Source organism: Streptomyces sp. NPDC021096 (assembly GCF_040641275.1).
In the GTDB taxonomy this organism is placed as follows: Bacteria; Actinomycetota; Actinomycetes; order Streptomycetales; family Streptomycetaceae; genus Streptomyces.
Genome location: NZ_JBFADG010000001.1, coordinates 244,109 through 267,233, shown reverse-complemented (window position 1 = coordinate 267,233; position 23,125 = coordinate 244,109). Strand labels below are relative to the sequence as shown.

Here is a 23,125-nt window from a genome sequence, read left to right as displayed (position 1 = left end):
TGCGGAGTATCGTGCGGCCGTCCGTGATGGGGCAAGGCCCCGTGCGAAGGGGAACCCCCGACGCTACGCCAGAAGACGGGTGGGGCGCAGGGCGTCACGGCGGTCGCCGACGGTCTTCGGCGACCTCATCCGTTCGGGTAATGCCTTGGGGCCACGGGCCGGGGTGCGGCTCGCCGGCCGGTGGGCGACGGAGGCTGTCAGGTGTGCGGAGTCACATCCGGATCGTCCGCTTCCGTGCCGTCCCAGCGCGCCCGGGCCATCGCGAGCCGGGGCACGTGCCCTTCGGCCGCGGGGCCGGCCTGGCGCAGCGGGGTGCCCTCCCGGCGGTAGTGGTCCAGCGCCCGCAGCTCGTGCCCGGCCAGCAACACGCCGTCGGCACGGACCACGCGCCACCACGGGACCGCGCCGCCGTAGAGCGCCATGACCCGGCCGACCTGCCGGGGCCCGCCCTCGCCGAGCCACTCGGCGACGTCCCCGTAGGTCATCACCCGTCCCGGGGGGATCAGCTCGGCGACGGCCAGCACCCGCTCTGCGTACTCGGGAAGCTCGTTCACCGGTCCATACTGCCGCATCCCCCGTCGCACCCCACGGGAGCGGAAGCCACCGCTCCTTGCCACCCTCCGGAGCCGCGCATTCCACAAGATCACTCAGAGTGCGTCACCGCACTACAGGGCGTACGATCCGGAGTCCGCGCCCCCGAAATGCACCCTGATACCCCCTTGCCCGGCCGGGCCATGCCACCATCTTCCGGGCGGTGACCGGTGATACGAGACAAAGAAGAGACCGACAAGCAGCAGGGCGCGCAGCCTCCTGAAGAGGCGCGCGCCCCCGAAGTGCTGCCCTGCCACGGCGACCCCGAGGGCCGCGGCACGCCCGGTGACCCCGAAGAGTCCGGCGCGTACACATGCGAAGGCGGCGAGGATCACATCGACAAGGTCTCCGGCGACGAGCCCCTGCTCCCCGCCCGCGTCCACCGCCCGGCCGACCTCGTGCGGCTGTTCCTCGGCATCGTCGGCATCGCCCTCGTGCTCGCCCTCGCGGCGTTCGCCCACGGCACCACCACGGGCCTGGCGCAGGACGTCAGCGAGAGCACCGGCAAGGCGCCCCAGCTGCTGGCCAGCTTCGCCGGGCTCACGGCCAACATCGCCGTCTTCATCGTCCCGGTGGCCTTCGCCATCGAACGGCTGATCAAACGCGACGGCCTGCGCATCGCCGACGGCGTCCTGGCCGCCGTCCTCGCCCACGGCGTCTCCCTGGCCACCGCCCTGTGGGTGGCCGAGGCCGCGCCCGAGTCCATCCGCGCCGCGCTCACCCAGCGCGCGCCCACCGGCGGCCTCACCGACCCGGTGCACGGCTATCTGGCGCCCGTCATCGCCTACATGACGGCCGTCGGCATGTCCCGCCGCCCCCGCTGGCGCGTGGCCATGTGGGGCGTCCTCCTCCTGGACGCCTTCGCCGTGCTGGTCAACGGCTACACCACGCCGTTCTCGATCGTCACCACCGTCCTGATCGGCTGGACCGTCGCCTACGGCACCCTCTACGCCGTCGGCTCCCCCAACGTGCGCCCCACCGGCCAGCACCTCCTGGCGGGCCTGCGGCACGTGGGCTTCAAGCCCGTCAGCGCGCTGCGCACCGAGGAGGACACCCCGGAGGCCGAGCCGTCCGCGCACCCCGACCGGGGCCGCCGCTACCTCGTCACCCTCGAGGACGGCCCGCCCCTCGACGTCACCGTCGTCGACCGCGAACAGCAGGCCCAGGGCTTCTTCTACCGCGTCTGGCAGCGGCTGGCCCTGCGCGGCATCATCCAGCGCCGCAGCCTGGTGTCCCTGCGCCAGGCCCTCGAGCAGGAGGCGCTGCTCGCCTACGCGGCCATCGCCGCCGGCGCCAACGCGCCCAAGCTCATCGCCACCTCCGAGCTCGGCCCGGACGCCGTCATGCTCGTCTACGAGCACATCGGCGGCCGCACCCTCGACGCCCTCCCCGACGAGGAGATCACCGACGAACTGATGGCCGGCGCCTGGCGCCAGGTCCAGGCCCTGCAGTCGCGCCGCATCGCCCACCGCAGGCTCGACGGCGACGCCCTCCTGGTGGATCGTTCCGGCAATGTCGTCCTGACCGACCTGCGCGGCGGCGAGATCGCCGCCGGCGACCTGGTCCTGCGCATGGACGTCGCCCAGCTGCTCACCACGCTCGGCCTGCGCGTCGGCGCCGAGCGCGCGGTGGCCGCGGCCGTCGCCGTCATCGGCCCCGAGGCCGTGGCCGACAGCCTCCCCCTCCTGCAGCCCATCGCCCTCACCCGCTCCAGCCGCGCGACCCTGCGCCAGATCGCCCGCGAACGCGCGCACCGCGAGCGCGAGGCCGCCCTGGAGGCCTCCCGCATCGCCCGGGAGGAGAAGGCCCGCGAGCGCGCCGAAGCGGGCGCCGAGGAGGACAGGGGCGACCTCAAGAAGACCCTCAAGGCCGAGCGGAAGGCCGAGAAGCAGGCCCTCGACGAGGCCGCCGAGGAGGCCCGCGAGGAGGACCTCCTCGCGCAGATCCGCCGCCAGGTCCTCCTCATCCGCCCCCAGGCCCCCATAGAGCCCGTACGCCTGGAGCGCATCAAGCCCCGCACGCTGATCAGCTCCATCGCCGGCGCCATCGCCGCCTACGTCCTGCTCTCCCAGCTCGCCCACGTCAAGCTCGGCGAGCTCGTCGACCAGGCCAACTGGTACTGGGTCGCGGCCGCCGCCGGCTTCTCCGCGCTGAGCTACCTCGCGGCGGCGATGAGCCTGCTGGGCTTCGTCCCCGAGAAGGTCCCCTTCGGCCGCACCGTGCTCGCCCAGGTCGCGGGCTCCTTCGTGAAGCTGGTCGCCCCGGCGGCGGTCGGCGGCGTGGCCCTGAACACCCGCTTCCTGCAGCGCGCGGGCCTGCGCCCCGGGCTCGCGGTGGCCAGCGTCGGAGCCTCCCAGCTCTTCGGCCTGGCCTGCCACATCGTCCTGCTGCTGACCTTCGGCTACATCACCGGCACCGAGCGCACGTCCTCGGCGCTCCCGCCGTCCCGCACGGTCATCGGCGGCCTGCTGACGGCGGCCGTCCTGGTGCTCGTCGTCACGGCGGTCCCCTTCCTGCGCAAGTTCGTCTCCACCCGGGTGCGGTCGCTGTTCGCGGGCGTCGTGCCGCGCATGCTGGACCTCCTGCAGCGCCCCCGCAAGGTCGTCAACGGCATCGGCGGCTGGCTGCTGCTGTCGGCCGCCTTCGTGATGTGCCTCGACACCTCCATCCGCGCCTTCGGCGGCGAGCTGAGCTACGCGAGCGTGGCCGTCGTCTTCCTCGCCGGCAACGCCCTGGGCTCGGCGGCGCCGACGCCGGGCGGCGTGGGCGCGGTGGAGGGCGTCCTGATCGGCGCCCTCACCCTGGCCGGCCTGCCGGCGGAGACGGCGGCGCCGGCGGTGCTGCTGTATCGGCTGATGACGTTCTGGTTGCCGGTGTTGCCGGGGTGGCTGTGCTTCAACCAGCTGACGCGTAAGGGTGCGATCTAGGGGGCGGCGGGGCGGATGCCGGGCCGCCGGCGGCGGGTCCTCAAACGCCGGACGGGCTGGAATTCGGTGCCCGGCACCGCCGCGGCGGGGCTGAGGGCACGGGATTCGGCGCCCGGCGCCGGGGGGTGTCCTCAAACGCCGGACGGGCTGGATTGTGGCGGCCCGGCACGGGTGTGCCCACCGGCACCGCAGTTGTCCTCAAACGCCGGACGGGCTTGATTTGCCAGCTGGACCGCACGTTCCGCCTTGCATCTGCGAGGTGCATGGCCATACCGTGCCGCGTATGCGGTCGTACACCATCGGGCAGGCTGCCCGTCTGCTGGGCGTCAGTCCCGATACGGTTCGGCGTTGGGCCGACGCGGGGCGGATGCCCACTGAGCGGGACGACGCCGGGAAGCGGCTGATCAAGGGGGCCGACCTCGCGGCGTTCTCCGTGGCGCTCGCCGCCGAGGCGCACAGTGCCGAGGGCGAGGACACCGCGTACACCACCGCCCGGAACGCCTTCGCCGGGATCATCACCGCCGTCAAGCTCGGCGACGTGGCCGCCCAGGTCGAGATCCAGGCCGGCCCGCACCGGCTCGTCTCCCTCCTCACCCGCGAGGCCGTGGAGGAGCTGGGCCTCGCGGTCGGGATGGAAGCCGTGGCCCGGGTGAAGGCCACCAACGTCCACATCGACCGCGCCTGACGCCAGGAGAGACCATGCACCGCGCCCGTACCGCAGCCACCGCGCTCCTGGCAGCAGCCCTGCTGACGCCCCTCACCGCCTGTGGCAACGACTCCGGCAAGGCCGACGACGCCAAGGAGAAGACCACCCTGACGGTCCTGGCCGCGGCCTCCCTCACCGACGTCTTCAAGAGCGCGGGCGCGGCGTACGAAAAGGCGCACCCGGGCACCACGGTGAAGTTCTCCTTCGCCGGTTCGCAGGAGCTGGCCGCACAGGTACGCCAGGGCGCCCCCGCCGACGCCCTCGTGACGGCCGACACGAAGACGATGGACGGCCTCAAGCAGGAGACCGCAGCCCCCACCGTCATCGCGAAGAACCGGCTGACGATCGCCACCGCCCCCGGCAACCCGAAGAAGATCGAGGGGCTCTCCGACCTCTCCAAGGACGACCTGAAGGTCGTCCTCGCCGCCCCCGAGGTGCCCGTGGGCCGCTACAGCAAGAAGGTCCTCGACGACCAGCACGTCACCGTCAAGCCGGTCTCCCAGGAGCCCAACGTCCGTGCCGTGCTGAGCAAGGTCTCGCTCGGCGAGGCGGACGCGGGCATCGTCTACGTCACCGATGCCGCCGCGGCCAAGGACAAGGTCGCCACCGTGACCGTCCCCGACGCCCAGAACGCGGTGGCCTCCTACCCGGCCGCCGCGCTCAAGTCCTCCCGGCACAGCAACGAGGCCGCCGACTTCGTCAAGTGGCTGACCTCGCCCGAGGCCCAGAACCTCCTCCGGTCCGCCGGCTTCCAGCAGCCGTGAGGATCCGCGCTCCCCTGACCCTCGCGCTGCCGGCCGCCCTGGCCGTGGCGTTCCTGCTCCTGCCCCTGGCCGGCATCCTCGCCCGTACGCCCTGGGCCACGCTCCCCACCCGCCTCACCTCGCACGAGGTCACCCAGGCCCTGACCCTCAGCCTCACGGTCTCGGTCTGGGCCCTCCTGCTCTCCCTCGCCCTGGGCGTACCGCTCGCCTGGCTGCTGGCGCGCGTCCCCTTCCGCGGCAAGGCGTTCGTACGCTGCCTGGTAATGCTCCCGATGGTGCTCCCACCCACCGTCGCAGGCGTAGCCCTGCTCCAGGGCTACGGCCGACGGGGCATCATCGGCACGCATCTAGACGCATGGTTCGGCATCACCCTCCCCTTCTCCACCACAGGAGCAGTACTCGCCTCCACGTTCGTGGCCATGCCGTTCCTGGTGATCAGTCTCGAGGGCGCACTCGCGAACCTCCACCCCCGCTACGAAGAGGTGGCGACAACCCTGGGCGCCACCCCCCTCCACACCTTCCGCACGATCACGCTCCCCATGGTGGCCCCGGGCCTCTTCGCGGGGGCGGCGCTGTGCTGGGCCCGCGCGCTGGGGGAGTTCGGGGCGACGATCACGTTCGCGGGCAACCTCCCCGGTACGACCCAGACCCTCCCCCTCCAGGTCTACCTGCTCCTCCAGGACGACCCGGAGGGCGCGACAGCGGTGTCGCTCCTCCTCCTGGCGATCGCGACCGCGGTCCTGCTCTCCCTCAGGGGCCGCTGGCTGCAGCCGCCGACGGCCGGGAGGGGCCGGGGCGGGACGGGCCCTGGCAGGGGCGTAAAGCGTGATTTGCGGCCGCATTCTGGGCAACCGTCACAGGAGACGGAAGCGGCCGTAAATCATGCAGCCCCAGAAGGGCCCGTCCCGCCCCGGCCCCGCACCAAGGAACACCCTCTGCGCACCACGGTCAGCGGTGCTGTAGAAGCAACGCTTCAGGCCCAAGCCGGAACCACGATCGCCGTAGTGGGCCCGAACGGCGCCGGCAAGACAACCCTGCTCCGCGCCCTCCTGGGCCTGACCACCCGCGCCACACCAAAAACGCTCCACCTGGGCGACGCCCCCGACACCAGGGACGCCGCCACCCTCCCACCCCACCACCGCCGCATCGCCTGGGTCCCCCAAGACGGCGCCCTCTTCCCCCACCTCACCGCCCTCGCCAACACCGCCTACGGCCTCCGCACCCAGGGCGTCCCCAAAACGGAAGCCCACCGAGAGGCACAGCACTGGCTCGACCGCCTGGGCGTGGGCCCCTTGTCCCACCGCAGGCCCGCCCACCTCAGCGGCGGCCAGGCCCAGCGCGTGGCACTCGCCCGCGCCCTGGCCGCCCGCCCCCGCCTGCTCCTCCTGGACGAACCCCTGGCGGCGCTGGACCAGTCCACCCGGGCCCACGTGCGCCAGACGCTCCGCACGCATCTCGCCGACTTCCCCGGCGTCTGCCTGATCGTCACCCACGACCCCGTCGAGGCCGTGTCGTTGGCCGACCACGTCCTGGTCCTGGAGGACGGCCGCACGCTGCAGTACGCCACGCCCGCCGAGCTGACCCGCCACCCCCGCTCCCCCTGGGTGGCCCACATGCTCGGCCACAACGCATGGCCCGGCAAGGCGACCCCGGAGGGAACGATCCTCCTGAACAACGGCGCAAGCCTGACGACAACACCGCAGCACCCACCCACCCCCACACCAAGACCCACCCCCACCCCCACCACCGGCCTGGCAGTGATCCCCCCGGAGGCCGTATCCCTCCACACCACCCGCCCCACCGGCAGCCCCCGCAACGTCTGGCCCGGCACCATCCGCGAGCTCACCGCCCAGGGCGGCAGGATGCGCGTCCTAGTCGACGGCGAGCCGGACGTGGTCGCCGAGATCACCCCCGCGGCCGCCGCGGACCTAGCCCTGGCCGAGGGCACCCCGGTATGGGTGAGCGTCAAGGCGACAGAAGTCAGGTTCGTGCCCGCTTAACCCGTACACCCCGCAACCCGTACGCCCCGCAACCCGTACGCCCCGTAACCCGTACGCCCCGCACACCGCGCGCCCCCCGCCGTCCCGCCCGGAGGATGGGACCCGTGTCCAGATCCGTACGGGCGGCCGGCGCCCTGCTCGCCACCGTGGTGCTGCTCCTCGCCACCGCCACCAGCTGCGACGGCGGCATCGGCGGCAACGCCCCCGGCACCGGCACCGGCGTCGCCGCCGGCACCGACACCGCCGCCGGCGGCCAGAAGCTGGACTGGAAGAGGTGCCCCGCGCCGAGCCCCGGCGAGGACAGCGGGGCGGGCAGGCCCCCGGGCGACGAGTGGGAATGCGCGACGCTGCGCGCGCCCCTCGACTACGCCCACCCCGACGGCGACAGCATCGGCATCGCCATGATCCGCGCCAAGGCCACCGACCCGGCCCACCGCATCGGCTCGCTGATCTTCAACTTCGGCGGCCCGGGCGGCTCCGGCATCACCACGCTCCCGGCCTTCGCCGACGACTACCGCACCCTGCGCACCCGCTACGACCTGGTCAGCTTCGACCCGCGCGGCGTCGGCCGCAGCAGCGGAGTGACCTGCCTGGGCGACAAGGAACTCGACGCCTACTACGCGGCCGACGCCACGCCCGCCACGAAGGAGGAGGAGAAGGCCCTGGTCGAAAGGGTCGAGCAGTACGCGGCGGGCTGCAGCAAGAACTCCGGCAAGATCCTGCCGCACGTGGGCACGACGAACGCCGCCCGCGACATGGACCTGATGCGCCAGGTGCTGGGCGACGCCAAGCTGCACTACTTCGGTGTCTCGTACGGGACGGAACTGGGCGGTGTCTACGCCCACTTGTTCCCGAAGAACGTCGGCCGCGCCCTCCTGGACGCCGTGGTGGACCCCTCCAGCGACCCCGTGCAGAGCGCGCTCGCGCAGGCGAGCGGCTTCCAGCTGGCGCTCGGCAACTACATGGCCGCGTGCGTGAAGACGTCCGACAACTGCCCGACGGAGCAACAGATCGGAGATCTGCTCAACCGTCTGCAGAAGAACCCCGTGCCGGGCGGCGGCGGCCGTGACCTCACCCAGTCCCTCGCCACCAGCGGCATCGCCCAGTCCCTGTACTCACGGGACTTCTGGGACTACCTCACCGAGGGCGTGGAGGACGCGGAGAACGGCGACGGGAAGATCCTGCTCGCGCTGGGCGACTCCATGAACGGGCGCGCCCAGGACGGCAAGTACAGCTCGCTCCAGGCGTCGTTGAACGCCATCACATGTGCGGACTTCGCCCAGCGCTACACGGCGGCCGAGATCGAGGGGAAGGTGCCGGAGTTCCGCAGGGCGTCGTCGGTCTTCGGGGAGTTCATGGCGTGGAGCCTGCTGCAGTGCACCGGTTGGCCCGCAAAGGGCGAATGGCAGACGCCCGATGTGAGCGCGAAGGGCTCCGCGCCCGTCCTCGTCGTCGGCAACACCGGTGACCCGGCGACTCCTTACGAGGGAGCGCACAAGATGGCCCAGGAGCTGGGCCCGGGGGTGGGCGTGGAGATGACGTACCGGGGCGAAGGCCATGGGGCGTACGACAGCGGTAATGCGTGCGTGAAGACCGCTGTCGACGCATACCTGTTGGAAGGTACCGTTCCGGACGCCCATAAGATCTGCTCATAAGGTGTACTGATAGCACCCATAGCACATCACACCGGTAATACGAACTCCGCCGGACCGAATGTCAGTGGCCCGCACTACCATCGCCCGCACAGAAGTTCCGCAGACGACGGACGAGTTGCAGCCGACCGACGGGGGCGAGAGGGGGCCATGCGATGGCGCACAGACCGCGCAGCCGCACCGACCGGCGCGCCCGGACGCTCACCGGTGCCCTGGCCATCGCGGCACTGCTGGCGGCCCTGATGGCCCTGTGGCAGACGCAGTTCAGACCGCTGACCAAACCGGAGTACTGCTGGGGCACGTGGCGGGCGGACGGCGGGCCGTTCCGCGAGGACGCCCGTCACCGCTCGGTCCGCGAGAGTGCCCCCACCGCCGGCCGCCCCCACGGCCGGTGCACGCTCAGCTGGAGCGGCGGCCGCGGCCCGGACGCACCGCGCCGGCAGCTGGAGGTGCGCTACGAGACGGGGCCACGGGCACAGGAGGAGCGCCGGGCGTGGCTGTCCGGGCTGTTCGCCGGGGGTGACGCGGCCCTCCCGGACGATCTGCCGGGCTTCGTCACGGCCGACACCGGCACCCTGGTCCTGCCCGAGTCGTGCGACGTGGACGGCAGACCTTCGGTGGTCACGGTCTCGGGTTCCTTCGACTCGAGCCCCGCCAGGACGGGCCGGCTGCTGGTGGAGGCCGCGAACCGCGCCACGAAGGCGACGGGCTGCGCGGGCGAGGTGGAAACCCGAGAGGAAGCACCGACCCCACAAAATTCACCCGCCCCCCAAGACCAACCGATCCCACCGGACACGTCGACACCAGACACCCGAACACCACCCACCCCGACCACCGCCTGCCCGGTCCCCCTGCCCGGCCTCACCGCGGCCCGGCCCGCGGCCGGCAGCGCGCACGACGGCTTCCAGACCTGCGCGGTGGCCGGCGACGGCCAGTGGGCGGCCAGGTTCACGATGGTCGCCCGGCCCAGGATCGTCGCCCTGTTCGACGGCCTCACGGGCGACGGCCCGCCCGGGCCCGGCTGGCGCGCCCAGGGTCGGATCGAGGCGTCGGGGGCGCTCATACGCGCCGACTGCGCCGGCCGCCCCACGGTCTTCACCATGCGCACGGGCCCCGGCCGCACCGGCACCCGCCTCGACGACCCGCGCGAGGCCTTCCCCGACTTCGTGGACGCGGTGGCGAGTCGCATGGGCTGCGCGCCCCTGCACTCCGTCTGACGGCGACCGTACGCCGGGGGTCGCACCCCTTGTGCCGGGCGATTCATCCGTAGAGTCGGTGGAATGAGTCCCACACGCCCAAGGGCCACCGCCCTCGCCTCCGCGTCCCTCGTCATCGCCCTCGCGGCCACCGCCACGGGCTGCGGCGAGGGCAGAGACGGCGGGGCGGGCAGCGGAAGCAGCGGTGCCGAGGGCAAGGGCCGGGCCCCGGGCGTCACGGTCGACTGGAAGCGGTGCGAGGCCCCCACCGCGGCGCAGGGCGCCGGCAAGGCTCCCGGCAAGGCGTGGGAGTGCGGCAAGCTGCCCGTACCGCTCGACTACGGCAAGCCGGACGGCGAGAAGATCGAGCTGGCGCTGATCCGCAGCGTCGCGCGTAAGAAGCAGGACCGCATCGGCTCGCTCGTCTTCAACTTCGGCGGGCCCGGCGGCTCGGGGGTGGCCGGGCTGCCGTCCCTGGCGGACGAGTACGACAAGCTGCACGCCCGCTACGACCTCGTGAGCTTCGACCCGCGCGGCGTGGGCGAGAGCGCGGGCGTGCGGTGCCAGAGCGACAAGGAGCTCGACGCCGCGTTCCAGATCGACGGCACGCCCGACGACGACGCCGAGCTGCGGGAGACGCTCGCGTCGAACAAGGCGTACATCGAGGCGTGCGCCAAGAACTCCTCGAAGGTCCTCCCCCACGTGGACACGGTCAGCGCCGCCCGCGACCTCGACCGGATCCGGGCCGCGCTCGGCGAGGAGAAGCTGCACTACTTCGGCATCTCGTACGGCACGGAACTGGGCGCCGTCTACGCCCACTTGTTCCCGAAGAACGTCGGCCGGACCGTCCTCGACGCGGTCGTGGACCCGACCCAGGACCCGCTGCAGGGCAGCCTCGGCCAGACCAAGGGCTTCCAGCTCGCCCTCGACAACTACCTCAAGGACTGCGGCACTTCGGGCGGCTCCGGCGGCTGCCCGTCGCAGGGCGAGATCACCGCCCTGCTGAAGAAGCTCGACGCCGCCCCGCTGCCCACCGCCCAGGGGCGCAAGCTCACCCAGGACGAGGCGGTCAACGGCATCGCGGCCGCGCTGTATTCGAAGGACACGTGGAAGTACCTGACCGCCGGCCTCCAGGAGGCCATGCGCAAGGGCACCGGCAATACGCTCCTGCTGCTCTTCGACAGCATCTCCGGCCGCAGCCCCGACGGCCGCTACAACAACCTCCAGGCCGCCAACCGGGCCATCTCCTGTGCCGACGCGGAACAGCGCTACACCGTGGCCGACGTCAAGCAGCGCCTGCCGGAGTTCCGTGCGGCCTCGCCGGTGTTCGGGGAGTCCGCCGCCTGGTCGCTGCTGGCCTGCACGGACTGGCCGGTGAAGGGCAAGTGGAAGACCCCGGACGTGAGCGCGGAGGGCTCGGCGCCGATCGTGGTGATCGGCAACGCGGGCGACCCGGCGACGCCGGTGGCCGGCGCGGAGCGGATGGCCGAGAGGCTCGGCAGGAGCGTCGGCGTCCTCCTCACGGTCAAGGGCGAGGGACACGGCACCTACGGGGTCAACGCGTGCGCGACGAAGGCCGTGAACGCCCACCTGCTGGAGGGCAAGGCCCCGGCGAACGGCACGACGTGCAGGTGACGTGCACGTAGAGCGCGGAAGGCGCTCGTAGTCACGGCGAAGGGGCGGCCCGCCGCAGCGGACCGCCCCTTTTTGTCTACGCCGTACCGTTCTATCTACTACGCCGTACCGTCAGTACACCGGCTTCTGCGGCTCGACCTGGTTGACCCAGCCGATCACGCCGCCGCCGACGTGGACCGCGTCGGAGAAGCCGGCCGACTTCAGCACGGCCAGCACCTCCGCCGACCGGACACCCGTCTTGCAGTGCAGGACGATCTTCTTGTCCTGCGGCAGGTCCTGCAGGGCGCTGCCCATCAGGAACTCGTTCTTGGGGATCAGCCGGGCGCCGGGGATGGAGACGATCTCGTACTCGTTCGGCTCGCGGACGTCGATGATGTCGATGTTCTCGCCGCCGTCGATCCACTCCTTGAGCTGCGCGGGAGTGATCGTCGAGCCGGCCGCCGCCTGCTGGGCCTCCTCGGAGACGACGCCGCAGAAGGCCTCGTAGTCGATGAGCTCGGTGACAGTCGGGTTCTTGCCGCAGACCGCGCAGTCGGGGTCCTTGCGGACCTTGACCTGCCGGTAGGTCATCTCGAGGGCGTCGTAGATCATGAGCCGGCCGACGAGCGGGTCGCCGATGCCGGCCAGCAGCTTGATGGCCTCGTTGACCTGGATGGAGCCGATCGACGCGCAGAGCACGCCCAGGACGCCGCCCTCGGCGCAGGAGGGCACCATGCCGGGCGGCGGGGGCTCGGGGTACAGGCAGCGGTAGCAGGGGCCGTGCTCGCTCCAGAAGACGGACGCCTGTCCGTCGAAGCGGTAGATCGAACCCCAGACGTACGGCTTGTTCAGCAGCACGCAGGCGTCGTTGACCAAGTACCGCGTGGCGAAGTTGTCCGTGCCGTCGACGATCAGGTCGTACTGGGAGAAGATCTCCATCACGTTGTCCGCCTCGAGGCGGCCCTCGTGCAGGACGACGTTCACATAGGGGTTGATGCCCAGCACCGTGTCCCGGGCGGAGGCGGCCTTGGAGCGACCGATGTCCGACTGGCTGTGGATGATCTGGCGCTGCAGGTTCGACTCGTCGACCTCGTCGAACTCCACGATGCCGAGCGTGCCGACGCCGGCCGCGGCCAGGTACATGAGGGCGGGGGAACCGAGACCGCCGGCACCCACGCAGAGCACCTTGGCGTTCTTCAGGCGCTTCTGCCCGTCCATCCCGACGTCCGGGATGATCAGGTGACGGGAGTACCGACGGACCTCGTCGACGGTGAGCTCGGCAGCCGGCTCGACCAGGGGTGGCAGCGACACGGGGTCTCCAGGGTCATCCCCACGGGTGCGGGGAACATAGAGGCAGCGTTCTGTTCTTCCCCTGTAACCCTGCCACGCCCCGTCTCATTCCGAGACACCAGGTCCGATGCGCGAGACGATCTCGTCCCAGTAGCCGGGCAGGGACTCCCAGGGGTCCACTTCGTCATGGTCCGTACGGTCCGTGAAGTAGATGGTGCCCGCGCCCTGCCAGCGGGCGATGCGCAGCGCCTCGTCGAGGCGGTCGCGCGGCACGCCGTGCACGAGGTGGCAGAAGCGCCCGGGCGGGTGCTCGGCGGTCCACTCGGGGGCCTGGGACCAGCGGTAGCCGGACCACGGTCCGGCGTAGGTCACCAACTGGTCGGCGAGGGCGGCGTATCCGGAGCAGGGGTGCCGGCCGTGCACCAGCACCACGTGGGCCCCGTCGAGCAGGGTGCGCAGCGCACCGGTCACGCGCCGGATCTCCCCCAGCCCCTCGGCGTCGGAGGGGCAGCGGCCCAGCGCGAAACCGTCCACCCGGTACCAGTTGAGGAAGCGCTGCGCGTCCGAGAGCAGTTCACCGAAAGGGCGCTCGCCGAACCCCGCGTCCAGGTGGCCCAGCACCCGGACGCCTGACGTCCGCAGGGGTACGGCGGCGGACAGCCAGTACGGGTCCTGGCGGAAGCCGGGGCCGCCGGCCCGGCCCCCGGACTCCCGCAGGGAGCTGCTCCCCAGCACCACCCAGTCCAGCGGGAGTCCGGCCCGCTGGAGGCCGCCCCATTCGGCGGGGGCGACCAGGGGGTGGGCGAAGCCCGGCACGGCGAGGCGGAGCGGGGCCTTGCGTGCGGCGAGGGCGCGGCGGTGGCCCGAGGAGATCAGATACGACACGCCGCCTCCATCCAGATGTCGGCCAGCGACTCCTCCAGGCCGATGCGGGGGCGCCAGCCGAGCCGGTCCCGGGCGGTGCGCACGTCGGCCTGCTGCCAGCCGCCGCAGCCGTCCGGGTAGGGGTAGGCGGGCGGGCTGCCCAGGTGCGGGTCGTCGAGCTCGTGCAGGGCGCCGCCGAAGCCGGCCACGCGGGCGAGGAGGGTCGCGGCGTCGCGCAGCCGCACGGCCCGCCCGGTACCGATGTTGACGGCGCCCTGCGCGGCGGACAGGGAGGCCGCGTGGACGGCGCGGGCGATGTCGCGGACGTCGACGAAGTCGCGCTGCACGCCGAGGCCGGTGAGCTTGAGTTCGCTGTCGCCGCTCTGCATGGCCCGCCGCATGGCCTCCGCGAGCCGGCCGAGCGGCGACCCGGCGGGGGTGCCCGGTCCGACCGGCGAGAAGACGCGCAGCACGATGGCGTCCAGGCCCGAGCCCAGCACCAGCTCGGTGGCGGCGAGCTTGCTCACCCCGTACGGGCCGCCCGGGCGCGGCACCGCGTCCTCGGCTGTGGAGGAGCCGGGCTGGGAGGGCCCGTACTCCGAGGAGCACCCCACCTGCACCAGGCGTGCGCCGCAGCCGCTGCGGCGCAGCGACTCGCAGATCGTGGCGACGGCGACGGTGTTGTGCCGGGTCAGCTCGCGGGCCCCGCCCCGGGTGGCGCCCGCGCAGTTGATCACGACGCCGGGGTGGACGGCGTTGAGGAAGCGGGTGAGCGCGCCGGGGCTGCCGCTGGCGAGGTCGAAGCGGACGTCCGCGTCGTCGCCGCGGCCCAGCGCGGTCAGCTGGACGGCGGGGTCGGCGAGCAGCCGGTCGGCCACGAACCGGCCGAGGTAGCCGTTGGCGCCGAGCAGCAGGACTCTCATCGGTCGTGCCCTCGCTCTCGCCCGGTGGTGCTGAGGGGGTGAACGGTCATCTTCCTTGCTCTCCTCTGGACAGGTGTGTGGTCACCGGGCGAGGGCTTTCCCCTGTGCGTCGGGCACGGGTGGGGCCCCCAGGCGGACGGGAACGGCGGGACGGGGCGCGTGCGGGGCGTCCGCGTGTCCGTGGACCGAGGCCCGGGACAGCGCGGGGACGGCGTGGGCCAGCAGGGCGAGGGCCGGCAGGGCGCAGGCGACGAGCGGTATGGCGGCCGGCCCGAAGGCGCCCGCCGCCCAGCCGACGGGCCACCGCAGGGCCTCGCAGCCGGGCAGCCGTGCTGCGAGGAGGGTGCCGAGCGGTACGGCCTCGGCCACGGCGGCGGCGAGGGTGGCGGCGACGGCCGCCCTGGCCAGGCCGTGTGCGGCGAGCAGCCGGGCGAGGAAGAACAGGCCGCCGAGCGCGGCCAGCGCGGTGTAGGCCAGGGCGGGCGGGGTGGGGGCGCCGAGCGGGCCGCCCGCCGGCAGGGCCGTGCGGGCGGGCCACAGGAAGCCCAGCAGGGCGCCGAGGAACAGCACCACCGCCACCAGCAGCGCCGGCCGTACCTGCCGGCCGAACTCGGCGAGTCCCCGGCTCGCCGCGAGCAGCCGGCGGGCCCGGGCGGTGAACCAGTGGGCGCACCAGGCCGCGGGGGCGACCGCGCAGGCCAGGGCGAGCGCGGTGGGGGCGGCCGCGGTGACGGCGACGGCCACGAGCACGTGCGCGGGCAGTCCCCGGCGGCCGTGCAGCAGCAGGGTGACGGCCCAGTCGCCGGCGAGGGCGTAGCCGAGCAGCCAGAGCCAGGCCAGCGAGCCGGTGGCCCCCCAGCCGCCGCTCAGCGCGGCGCAGGCGCCGGGCCGGAGCTCGCGCCCGGCCCGGCCGGCGTCGGACGGGCCGGGCGCCGGCGGGGCGTACGGGTCCTCGTGGCGCTCCACGCGCGCGTGGAGCTCCTCCGCGAGGGAGAACACGTCGCGGTGGCGGTACTCGGCCGCGACGCGGTCGCCGATGCCGTGCTTCTCCAGGACCGCGGCGATCTCCAGCGGGTGGACGGCGCCGGCGCACAGCGCGTGGTGACGGCGCATGAGGGCCTTCACGGGGTCGGCCGGGCGGCTGTCGTCCGTGGAGGTGTGCGTGGCGTCCGCGCACGCCGCGTCCGTCCGGGTCGCGGCTATGCCGACGGGGGCCGCGGGGGCGCCGGCGGGGCGCAGCGATGTGGTCATGGGCGCCCTGCCCACGTGGGAGAGGCGGAGCGCGGGGACACCGACAGCGGCGGCTGGGCGCCGGCGGCGTGGGAGAAGGGGACGGAGGGGTCGGGGGCGGTGTGCTGGACGGGGGCGCGGGAGAGGACTTCGAGGTAGACGGCCCCGAAGGCGGAGACGTTCTGCTCGACGGTGAAGAGTTCGAGGGCGCGGGCGCGGGCGGCGGCGCCGAGCCGGGCCCTGCGTTCGGGGTCGCGCAGCAGCGTCAGGCAGGCCTCGGCGAGGGCGGCCGCGTCGCGCGGGGGGACGATCAGGCCGGTGCCTCCGATGACTTCGCGGACGGCGCCGACGTCCGGTGAGACGGTGGCGCGGGCGCAGAACATCGCCTCGGCGAGGGCGGTGGGGAAGCCGTCGGGGGCGCCGGAGAGGGCGACGACGCTGCCCGCGGCGTAGTCCTCGGGGCCGCAGGCCGGTCCGAAGGTGACTCCTTCGGGCCCGTCGACGGAGTCCGGTGGCGCTCCGACGATCCTCAGCCGTACGCCCGGTTCGGCGTCGCGCACGAGGGCCAGGGCCTCCCACAGATGGGGTTCGACGGATCCGCCGGTCCACACCAGGGTCAGGCCGTCGTCGGCGGCGGGTCCCCGGCCGTCGCCTTCGCCGACGGTTTCGTAGAGGCTGGCGTCCATGCCGGGGTGGACGGTGCGCAGCCTGGAGCGGTCGGCTCCGCACCGCTCCTGCCAGCGGCGGCCCTGTCCGTCGCCGGCGGTGATCACGGCGGCCTCGGCGTAGATCCGGGCGGCCAGCTGCCGGTGGAAGGCGGACAGCAGGGTCCGTACGGATACGGAGAGGCCCTCGTCGCCGGCCAGGTAGTACTCGCGCAGCCGGACCTCGTACTCGGTGACGAGCAGGGGGGTTCCGAAGAAGCGTTTGGCCAGCAGGCCCGGGAGGGCGGCGGGTCCGGCGGAGGTGGCGTGGCAGAGGTCGACGGCGGCCAGGCCCCGGTCGCCGTCGGCGGTGCCGTACCAGTCGAGGGAGAGGGGGCGCAGGGCCCGCTCGAGGAGTCCGGAGACGACGAGGAGGTCGGTGACGCGGGTGCCGTAGACGGCGGGGTGGGCGCCGGGTGCGCGGCAGGCCGTCTCCAGAGCGCGCAGGGCGAGTTCGGAGCGGAGGGCGGCCGCGAGGCCCCCTTCGTCGCGGGCGAGGTCGGCGAGTCCGTTGAGGCCGTCGGTGAAACGGTACGCCTGGTCGCCCGGCAAGGTGATGGCCGCGGCGAGGTCCCCGAAGTGCGCGCCGAACCGCCGCCGCTGGTCGCGCCCGTACGAGCCGTAGGCGCGTCCCGCGCAGCCGGGTGCGGGGCCGCCCCACAGGGGTGCCGCCCGTACCCGGCGGACGTTGCCCGGCAACGCGTGCCAACCGCTGTCCTCCTGGCGGGCGCTGCGGCTCAGGGCGTAGAGCTCGAAGTCGTGCTGGCCGAGCCCGCGCACCAAGCGGTCGCACCACTCCCCGCCCTCGCCGGCGGCGTACGGATACCCGCCCTCGGAAAGCAGTCCCACACGCACGAACGCACCCCCGTTCTCCCTTGTCGGCAGCCGCCGTTACGGCAGCGGGGAGCACGCTATGCGCGCTTCCCGGTGGCGCGGCGGACGGTTGTCCGTCGCGCCACCGGAAGGGGTGAACGGGAGTGACTTTCCCGCAGATGGGGCGTTAGATCGCGCTATGCGGCGGGGCTCCTGCGGGCGGTGTCCGCGGCCGGGCCGCGGGGGGCTTCGGGCACCGGCACGGCGGCCAGCAGGCCCTGGGTGTAGGCGTGCCGGGGCCGTTCGTAGACGGCGTCCGCCGGGCCCTCCTCCACGATCTTCCCGCCGCGCATGACGATCAGCCGGTCGCTGACCTGGCGCACGACGGCGAGGTCGTGGGCGATGAAGACCAGCGCCAGCCCCAGGTCCCGCTGCAACTCGCCCAGCAGCCGCACGACCTGCGCCTGCGTGGTGACGTCCAGCGCGGAGACGGGCTCGTCGCAGACGATCAGCTTCGGCTCGGGCGCCAGGGCGCGGGCGATGCCCACGCGCTGGCGCTGGCCGCCGCTGAACTCGTGCGGGTAGCGGTGGTAGGACCCGGGGTCGAGCCCCACGCGCTCGAGCAGTTCCCTTACGCGGGCGGTGATCTGAGCCTCTCCCAGCTTTCCGGCGGCCCGCAGCGGGTCGGCGATGGACTCGCCGATGCTGCGCCGGGGGTTGAGCGAGGAGACGGGGTCCTGGAAGACCATCTGCAGCTCGCTGCGGAAGGACCGCAGCTCACGCTCCTTCAGGCCGCCGATGTCGCGGCCGCGGTAGCGCAGCTCGCCGCCGGTGGGCTCCAGCAGCCGCACCAGCATCCGGCCGAGCGTGGTCTTGCCGCTGCCGGACTCGCCGACGACACCGACGGTCTCGCCGGCCCGTACGGTCAGCGACACCCCGTCCACGGCGGTCACGGCCCGCTTGCCGCGCCCGAACTCCCGGCGCAGACCGGCGGCTTCGAGGAGCACGGTGTCGTCACCGGTGGGCGTGCGGATTCCCTCGCGGCGGACGTTTACGCGCGGGACGGCCGCCAACAGGTCGCGGGTGTAGGTCTCGCGCGGTGCGTCGAGCACCTCGTGGACCGGCGCGTGCTCGACGGCCCGCCCGTCCTTCATCACCAGCAGTTCGTCGACGCTGCCGGCCGCCACGCCCAGGTCGTGGGTGACCAGGATCAGGCCCATGCCGGTCTCGGCGCGCAGCTCGCGCAGCAGGCCGAGGATCTGGGCCTGGACGGTGACGTCGAGGGCGGTGGTGGGCTCGTCGGCGACCAGCAGGCGGGGTTCGCAGGCCAGGGCCATGGCGATGAGGGCGCGCTGGCGCATGCCGCCGCTGAACTCGTGCGGGCGGGAGCGGGCCCGGCGGGCGGCGTCCGGGATGCCGACGCGGTCGAGCACCTCGGTCGCGCGGGCGCGGGCGGCCCGGCGGGAGGCGTCCTTGCGGTGGACGCGGTAGACCTCGGCGATCTGGTCGCCGACGGCCTGGTAGGGGTCGAGGGAGGAGAGCGGGTCCTGGAAGACCATGGCCGCCGCTCCCCCGCGCAGCCGGCGCAGTTCCGCCTCGCCGGCGGCCGTCACGTCGTGGCCGGCGACGGTCACCGAGCCGGTGACGTGGGCGCCGGTGCCCCGGTGCAGGCCCAGCAGCGCGTACGCGGCCGTGGACTTGCCGGAGCCGGACTCGCCCACGATGCCGAGGGACCCGCCGGGCGGGAGCGTGAAGGACAGGCCGTCGACGGCCCGTACGAGACCGTCGCCCGCGCCGGGGCCGGCCGGGAAGGCGACGGTCAGGCCGTCCACCGCGACCAGGGACCGGTTCGTCATCGCAGGGCCACCCTTCGGTCGGCGACGGCGTAGAGCACGTCCGCCACGATGTTGGCGACGACGACGGCGGTGCCGGTGACCACGACCACGGCGACGACCACGGGCAGGTCGAGGCTCGTGGTGGCGTGCACCAGCAGCTGCCCGATCCCGGGCAGGCCGAACATCATCTCGGTGAGTACCGCGTTGCCGAACATCGACCCGAAGTCGGCCGCCGTCAGCGCGATGACGGGGGCGACGGCGCCCCGCAGCGCGTGCCGCCCGATGAGCGAGCGTTCGGCGACGCCGTAGGCGCGGAAGGTGCGGATGTGGTCCTCGGCCAGTGTCTCCAGCAGCGAACTGCGCGTCAGCCGGGCGTACTTCGCCGACTCCAGCAGTCCGAGCGCGGCCCACGGCAGCAGCATGTTCCAGGCCCACTGCTCGGGGTCGTCGGTGAGCGGCACGTAGGTCGGGAAGGGCAGCCAGGCCAGGTAGGCGCAGAAGAGCATCAGCAGGCCGAGGCCGCTGATGAAGACCGGCGTGGCCGTTCCGGCGAGGGTGAGCCACGTCAGGACGCGTTCGGTGATCCCGCCGCGCCGCAGCGCGGAGAGCAGGCCGGTGGCGGTCCCCAGCAGCAGCCACACGGCCATGGCGCCGACCGCGAGGGAGGCGGTGGCGGGCAGCCGCTCGACGAGCATGTCGGTGACCTGCTGGTTGTTCTGGTACGACAGGCCGAAGCAGGGCGCGTCGCAGTGCAGGACGCCGGCGCCGGTGGAGTAGTCGTGCCCGGTGACGATGCCCTGCAGGAAGTGCCAGTACTGCACGTACACGGGGTCGTTCAGGGAGAGCTGCTCGCGGACCTGGCTGATCTGTTCCGGGTTGCAGCGCGGGCCGCAGGCCAGGCGCGCGGGGTCGCCGGGGGCGATGTAGAAGGTCGCGTAGACGACGGCGGAGAGCACGAGGACGACGACGAGTGCGCCGAGGGCGCGCCGCAGCAGGTATCCGGTCATGCCGCGCCTCCCGCGCCCTGTACCGGGGCCTTGCGCCGGTCCCTGCCGACCTTGAGCCGTGAGGCCTCGCGCGGGTCCAGCGCCGTGCGCACCCCGTCGCCGAGGACGGTGAAGGCGAGCGTGGTGACGAACAGCATGAGCGCGGGCAGCAGTACGTACATGGGGTCCGCGCGGAACCAGGTGGTGGCCGTGGAGAGCATGTGGCCCCAGGAGGGGGTCGGGGGCTTCACGCCGACGCCGAGGAAGGACATGCTCGCCTCGAGCACGATGTTGCTCGGCAGCAGGATGGCCGCATAGGTGATCACGGGCGCGGCGAGCGAGGGCAGCAGTTCGCGCCGGGCCACCCGCCAGGTCGAGCCTCCGGTCAGCCGGGCGGCCGAGACGAAGTCGAGCTTCTTGAGGCTAAGGGTCTGGGCGCGCACGAGCCGGGCCATGGGCCCCCAGGCCAGCAGGCCGATGGCGATGACGAGCAGCACCGGGCGCGGGAAGTCGGCCGGGACGACGGCCATCAGGGCGATGGCGAAGACGAGCATCGGCATGGCGACCATGACGTCGGTGACGTGGCTGAGCGCGCTGTCGACGAAGCGGTTGCCGAGCGCGGCCGCCAGGCCCACGCCGACGCCGATCAGCACCTGGACGAGGGTGGCGCCGAGGGCGACGACGAGCGAGACGCGGGCGCCGTACAGCAGTCGTACGAACATGTCGCGGCCGGTGCCCGGTTCCACGCCCAGCCAGTGCTCGGCGCTGATGCCGCCGAAGTCGCCGAACGGCACACCGCCGCGCGCGGAGTCGACGAGGGTGTCGTGGTAGGTGTTCGGGTCCTGGCCCTCGAGCGCGGCCAGCAGGGGCGCGGCGAGGGCGAGGACGACGAGCAGGCCCAGTACGGCGGCGGCCGCGAGCGCGGACTTGCGCGCCCTCAGCCGCCGCCAGACCTGCCGGGCGCCGGAGGCGGGAGCGGCTCCCGCCTCCGGTTCCTGGGTGAGGAGGAGGTCCGTGGTCACTTGACCGCGACCTGCGAGACGTCGAGGACACCGGTCCAGTCGCTGATGACGACGTTCTTGACGTCCTTGCCGAAGAGGCGCTTGTAGACGGGGTGGAACAGCGGCACGGTCAGGGCCTGCTCGCCGATCTTCTTGTCCAGGGCGCCCCAGCGCTGAGCGGCCGCGTCATGGTCGGTGATCTTGTTGATCTCGTCGATCTCGTCGTTGACCTTGGAGTCGTCGAGGCGGGAGGCGTTGAAGTTGTAGCCGTCCTTGACGATCTGCCGGCCGTCGAAGATCGGCGCGAGGAAGGGGCCGCCGGAGGGCCAGTCGGCACCCCAGTGGGCGAGGAAGAGGCCGGGCTGCTTGTCGACGCTGTGGACCTTCTCCTCGTAGTCGTTGTCCTCCAGGCCCTCGAGCTTGACCTTGATCCCGGCGTCCTTGAGCGCGGCCTGGATCGCGGTGGCGATCTCGGGGCTGGTCTCGGCGTTCTGGGCGGTGGAGTGGGTGAGGGTGATCTCCAGGCCGTCCTCGTGACCGGCCTGCTTCAGCAGCTCCTTGGCCTTGGCGGCGTCACCCTTGGCGCCCGCCGGGAAGTGGTCGTGGGCGGTGTACCCGAAGGACTTCTGGTTGGGCAGGAAGGTCGTCGCGGGCTCGGCGAGCGAGGAGCCGCCGGCGGCGTTGACGACGCTGGTGCGGTTGATCGCGTAGGAGATCGCCTCGCGCACCTTCGGGTCGTCGAAGGGCTTGGCCTTGGGGTTGAACGCCAGGTAGTTGGTGTAGCCGAAGTGGCCGGTGCCGACCCGGCCGGCGAGCTTCTTGTCGCCGGTGACCTGGGCGAGCTCGGCGGGGCCGAGGTTGGTGTCGGTGGTCACCGCGGCGGCGTCGGCGCCGGAGCCCGTGGACAGCCGCTGGTTGATGACCGCCGGGGACAGGCCCGACTTCACCTCGATCCGGTCGGGGTAGGCGTGCCGCTCCTTGTCCGTCTCCTCGGACCAGTGGGGGTTGCGCTCGAGGCTCAGCTGCTCGCCGTCGCCCACGTTCTTGACGACCTTGTACGGGCCGGAGGAGACCGGGCGTTCGGCGTACTTGGCGCCGGTGTCCTTGGCCTTGGGCACGGGGGCGAACTGGGTGGAGGTGGCGAAGTAGGGGAAGTCGCCCTCGGACTTCTTGAGCTTGAAGACGATCGTCTTCTCGTCGGGCGTCTCGATGGAGTCGAGGCCCTTCTTCTCCTTGTAGGGGCCCTGGTAGCTGTCGCCGCCGATGAGCCAGTCGCGCAAGTAAGGGGCGCCGCCGGAGAGTTCGGCGGCGAAGGAGCGCTCGACGCCGTACTTGATGTCGGCGGCGGTGATGGGCGAGCCGTCCTCGTACTTCAGCCCGTCCTTGAGCTTGTACGTCCAGGTCTTGGCGTCGTCGCTGGGCGTGCCGGTGTCCGTGGCGAGGTCGGGGACGACCTTGGTGCCCTCGGCGCCGTTCTCGCGGTTGCGGGTGGTGAGGGTGCGGTAGACGAGCGAGGGGATGTTGCCGCCGCCGGAGGTGTACAGGCGCGCGGGGTCGAACTGCTTCTGCGGCGCCCGGTTGAGGACCGTGAGCGTGCCGCCCTTCTTGGGCGCGCCGTCGGCGCCGCCGCCGGCGTCACCGCCGCTCTTCTCCGGGCCGCACGCCGCTGCGCCGCCGACCAGGACCACACTGACGGCGGCAGCGGCCACCCGACGGGATATGACGGACATGTGACGCATGACAGGTAATGCCTTTCGCGGAATGCGACGGTGAACCGAAGGAAGGGAGCAGGAAGCACCCGCGAAGGCGGTTGGGGAGAAGCGCGGACGAGCGCCGGACCGCCCCCGGCGGACGCGACGCTGCCGGGCAGCGCGCAAGGGCGCGGGGGAAGGGCGGTCTCAGCGACAGAGGATGTCGGCGACTGCGTGCACGGCCACGCCGATCAGCGCCAGCTCGAAGCCGGCGATCTCGGAGGCGTGGGGGTGCGACATGCGCAGAACACTGAACGAATTTTCGGCCCGTGGCAAAG

Annotated in this window: 18 protein-coding genes; 7 read left to right on the top strand and 11 right to left on the bottom strand. The window is 72.9% G+C overall.

Annotated features, from left to right (window positions below; all coding sequences use genetic code 11):
• Positions 1-197 precede the first annotated feature (197 nt).
• Positions 198-554 (bottom strand): MGMT family protein, encoded by a 357-nt coding sequence (locus AB0G59_RS01250; protein ID WP_360906742.1) that lies wholly within the window; start codon positions 552-554, stop codon positions 198-200.
• A gap of 207 nt (positions 555-761) precedes the next feature.
• Between AB0G59_RS01250 and AB0G59_RS01245 the strand changes: the two genes are divergently transcribed.
• From AB0G59_RS01245 to AB0G59_RS01215, 7 genes are all read left to right on the top strand, one after another.
• Positions 762-3,518, top strand: a complete 2,757-nt coding sequence (locus tag AB0G59_RS01245; protein ID WP_360906740.1) for a flippase-like domain-containing protein — start codon at positions 762-764, stop codon at positions 3,516-3,518.
• Between the two features lie 283 nt (positions 3,519-3,801).
• A complete protein-coding gene (locus AB0G59_RS01240) occupies positions 3,802-4,203 on the top strand; it encodes a helix-turn-helix transcriptional regulator (protein ID WP_360906738.1) in 402 nt (133 codons plus the stop codon).
• 14 nt (positions 4,204-4,217) lie between these two features.
• Complete coding sequence (modA, locus tag AB0G59_RS01235; RefSeq protein WP_360906735.1) at positions 4,218-4,988, top strand: molybdate ABC transporter substrate-binding protein; 771 nt, start codon at positions 4,218-4,220, stop codon at positions 4,986-4,988.
• Entirely contained in the window at positions 4,985-6,988 is a 2,004-nt protein-coding gene (locus AB0G59_RS01230) for an ABC transporter permease (protein WP_360906733.1), read from the top strand. The genes modA and AB0G59_RS01230 overlap by 4 nt, the downstream gene beginning before the upstream one ends.
• 95 nt (positions 6,989-7,083) lie before the next feature.
• Positions 7,084-8,643, top strand: coding sequence for an alpha/beta hydrolase (locus AB0G59_RS01225; protein ID WP_360906731.1), 1,560 nt, complete (start codon positions 7,084-7,086; stop codon positions 8,641-8,643).
• 152 nt (positions 8,644-8,795) lie between these two features.
• Positions 8,796-9,857 carry a hypothetical protein gene (locus tag AB0G59_RS01220; protein WP_360906729.1) on the top strand — a complete coding sequence of 354 codons (1,062 nt, stop codon included), beginning with the start codon at positions 8,796-8,798 and terminating at the stop codon, positions 9,855-9,857.
• A gap of 63 nt (positions 9,858-9,920) precedes the next feature.
• The gene (locus tag AB0G59_RS01215; protein WP_360906727.1) at positions 9,921-11,471 is read left to right on the top strand and encodes an alpha/beta hydrolase; all 1,551 of its coding nucleotides are present in this window, start codon (positions 9,921-9,923) and stop codon (positions 11,469-11,471) included.
• Between the two features lie 111 nt (positions 11,472-11,582).
• On the opposite strand, the gene moeZ is transcribed toward AB0G59_RS01215, so the two are convergent.
• The 10 genes from moeZ to AB0G59_RS01165 form a co-directional block, all read right to left on the bottom strand.
• On the bottom strand, positions 11,583-12,761 hold the full coding sequence (moeZ, locus tag AB0G59_RS01210; protein WP_071963277.1) for an adenylyltransferase/sulfurtransferase MoeZ: 1,179 nt from the start codon (positions 12,759-12,761) through the stop codon (positions 11,583-11,585).
• A gap of 84 nt (positions 12,762-12,845) precedes the next feature.
• Positions 12,846-13,616 (bottom strand): spherulation-specific family 4 protein, encoded by a 771-nt coding sequence (locus tag AB0G59_RS01205; RefSeq protein ID WP_360907538.1) that lies wholly within the window; start codon positions 13,614-13,616, stop codon positions 12,846-12,848.
• Entirely contained in the window at positions 13,613-14,527 is a 915-nt protein-coding gene (locus AB0G59_RS01200; protein WP_071963275.1) for an NAD-dependent epimerase/dehydratase family protein, read from the bottom strand. The genes AB0G59_RS01205 and AB0G59_RS01200 overlap by 4 nt, the downstream gene beginning before the upstream one ends.
• A gap of 81 nt (positions 14,528-14,608) precedes the next feature.
• Positions 14,609-15,778: a hypothetical protein gene (locus AB0G59_RS01195; RefSeq protein ID WP_360906725.1), complete on the bottom strand. Its 1,170-nt coding sequence runs from the start codon at positions 15,776-15,778 to the stop codon at positions 14,609-14,611.
• Positions 15,775-17,316 (bottom strand): DUF3492 domain-containing protein, encoded by a 1,542-nt coding sequence (locus AB0G59_RS01190; RefSeq protein ID WP_360906723.1) that lies wholly within the window; start codon positions 17,314-17,316, stop codon positions 15,775-15,777. The genes AB0G59_RS01195 and AB0G59_RS01190 overlap by 4 nt, the downstream gene beginning before the upstream one ends.
• 155 nt (positions 17,317-17,471) lie before the next feature.
• Positions 17,472-19,130 carry an ABC transporter ATP-binding protein gene (locus AB0G59_RS01185; RefSeq protein WP_360906721.1) on the bottom strand — a complete coding sequence of 553 codons (1,659 nt, stop codon included), beginning with the start codon at positions 19,128-19,130 and terminating at the stop codon, positions 17,472-17,474.
• Positions 19,127-20,116: an ABC transporter permease gene (locus AB0G59_RS01180; protein WP_360906719.1), complete on the bottom strand. Its 990-nt coding sequence runs from the start codon at positions 20,114-20,116 to the stop codon at positions 19,127-19,129. The genes AB0G59_RS01185 and AB0G59_RS01180 overlap by 4 nt, the downstream gene beginning before the upstream one ends.
• Positions 20,113-21,117: an ABC transporter permease gene (locus AB0G59_RS01175; protein ID WP_360906717.1), complete on the bottom strand. Its 1,005-nt coding sequence runs from the start codon at positions 21,115-21,117 to the stop codon at positions 20,113-20,115. The genes AB0G59_RS01180 and AB0G59_RS01175 overlap by 4 nt, the downstream gene beginning before the upstream one ends.
• On the bottom strand, positions 21,114-22,835 hold the full coding sequence (locus tag AB0G59_RS01170; protein WP_360906716.1) for an ABC transporter substrate-binding protein: 1,722 nt from the start codon (positions 22,833-22,835) through the stop codon (positions 21,114-21,116). Before AB0G59_RS01170 ends, AB0G59_RS01175 begins: the two co-directional genes overlap by 4 nt.
• A gap of 159 nt (positions 22,836-22,994) precedes the next feature.
• Positions 22,995-23,087: an Ms4533A family Cys-rich leader peptide gene (locus AB0G59_RS01165; protein ID WP_360906714.1), complete on the bottom strand. Its 93-nt coding sequence runs from the start codon at positions 23,085-23,087 to the stop codon at positions 22,995-22,997.
• Positions 23,088-23,125 lie beyond the last annotated feature (38 nt).

Excerpts from the sequence above, each read along its gene's own strand:
- AB0G59_RS01240 (WP_360906738.1), top strand. The coding sequence starts at position 3,802 with ATGCGGTCGTACACCATCGGGCAGGCTGCCCGTCTGCTGGGCGTCAGT.
- modA (WP_360906735.1), top strand. The coding sequence starts at position 4,218 with ATGCACCGCGCCCGTACCGCAGCCACCGCGCTCCTGGCAGCAGCCCTG.
- AB0G59_RS01225 (WP_360906731.1), top strand. The coding sequence starts at position 7,084 with ATGGGACCCGTGTCCAGATCCGTACGGGCGGCCGGCGCCCTGCTCGCC.
- AB0G59_RS01220 (WP_360906729.1), top strand. The coding sequence starts at position 8,796 with ATGGCGCACAGACCGCGCAGCCGCACCGACCGGCGCGCCCGGACGCTC.
- AB0G59_RS01215 (WP_360906727.1), top strand. The coding sequence starts at position 9,921 with ATGAGTCCCACACGCCCAAGGGCCACCGCCCTCGCCTCCGCGTCCCTC.
- AB0G59_RS01200 (WP_071963275.1), bottom strand. The coding sequence starts at position 14,527 with ATGAGAGTCCTGCTGCTCGGCGCCAACGGCTACCTCGGCCGGTTCGTG.
- AB0G59_RS01195 (WP_360906725.1), bottom strand. The coding sequence starts at position 15,778 with ATGACCACATCGCTGCGCCCCGCCGGCGCCCCCGCGGCCCCCGTCGGC.
- AB0G59_RS01185 (WP_360906721.1), bottom strand. The coding sequence starts at position 19,130 with ATGACGAACCGGTCCCTGGTCGCGGTGGACGGCCTGACCGTCGCCTTC.
- AB0G59_RS01180 (WP_360906719.1), bottom strand. The coding sequence starts at position 20,116 with ATGACCGGATACCTGCTGCGGCGCGCCCTCGGCGCACTCGTCGTCGTC.
- AB0G59_RS01170 (WP_360906716.1), bottom strand. The coding sequence starts at position 22,835 with ATGCGTCACATGTCCGTCATATCCCGTCGGGTGGCCGCTGCCGCCGTC.
- AB0G59_RS01165 (WP_360906714.1), bottom strand. The coding sequence starts at position 23,087 with ATGTCGCACCCCCACGCCTCCGAGATCGCCGGCTTCGAGCTGGCGCTG.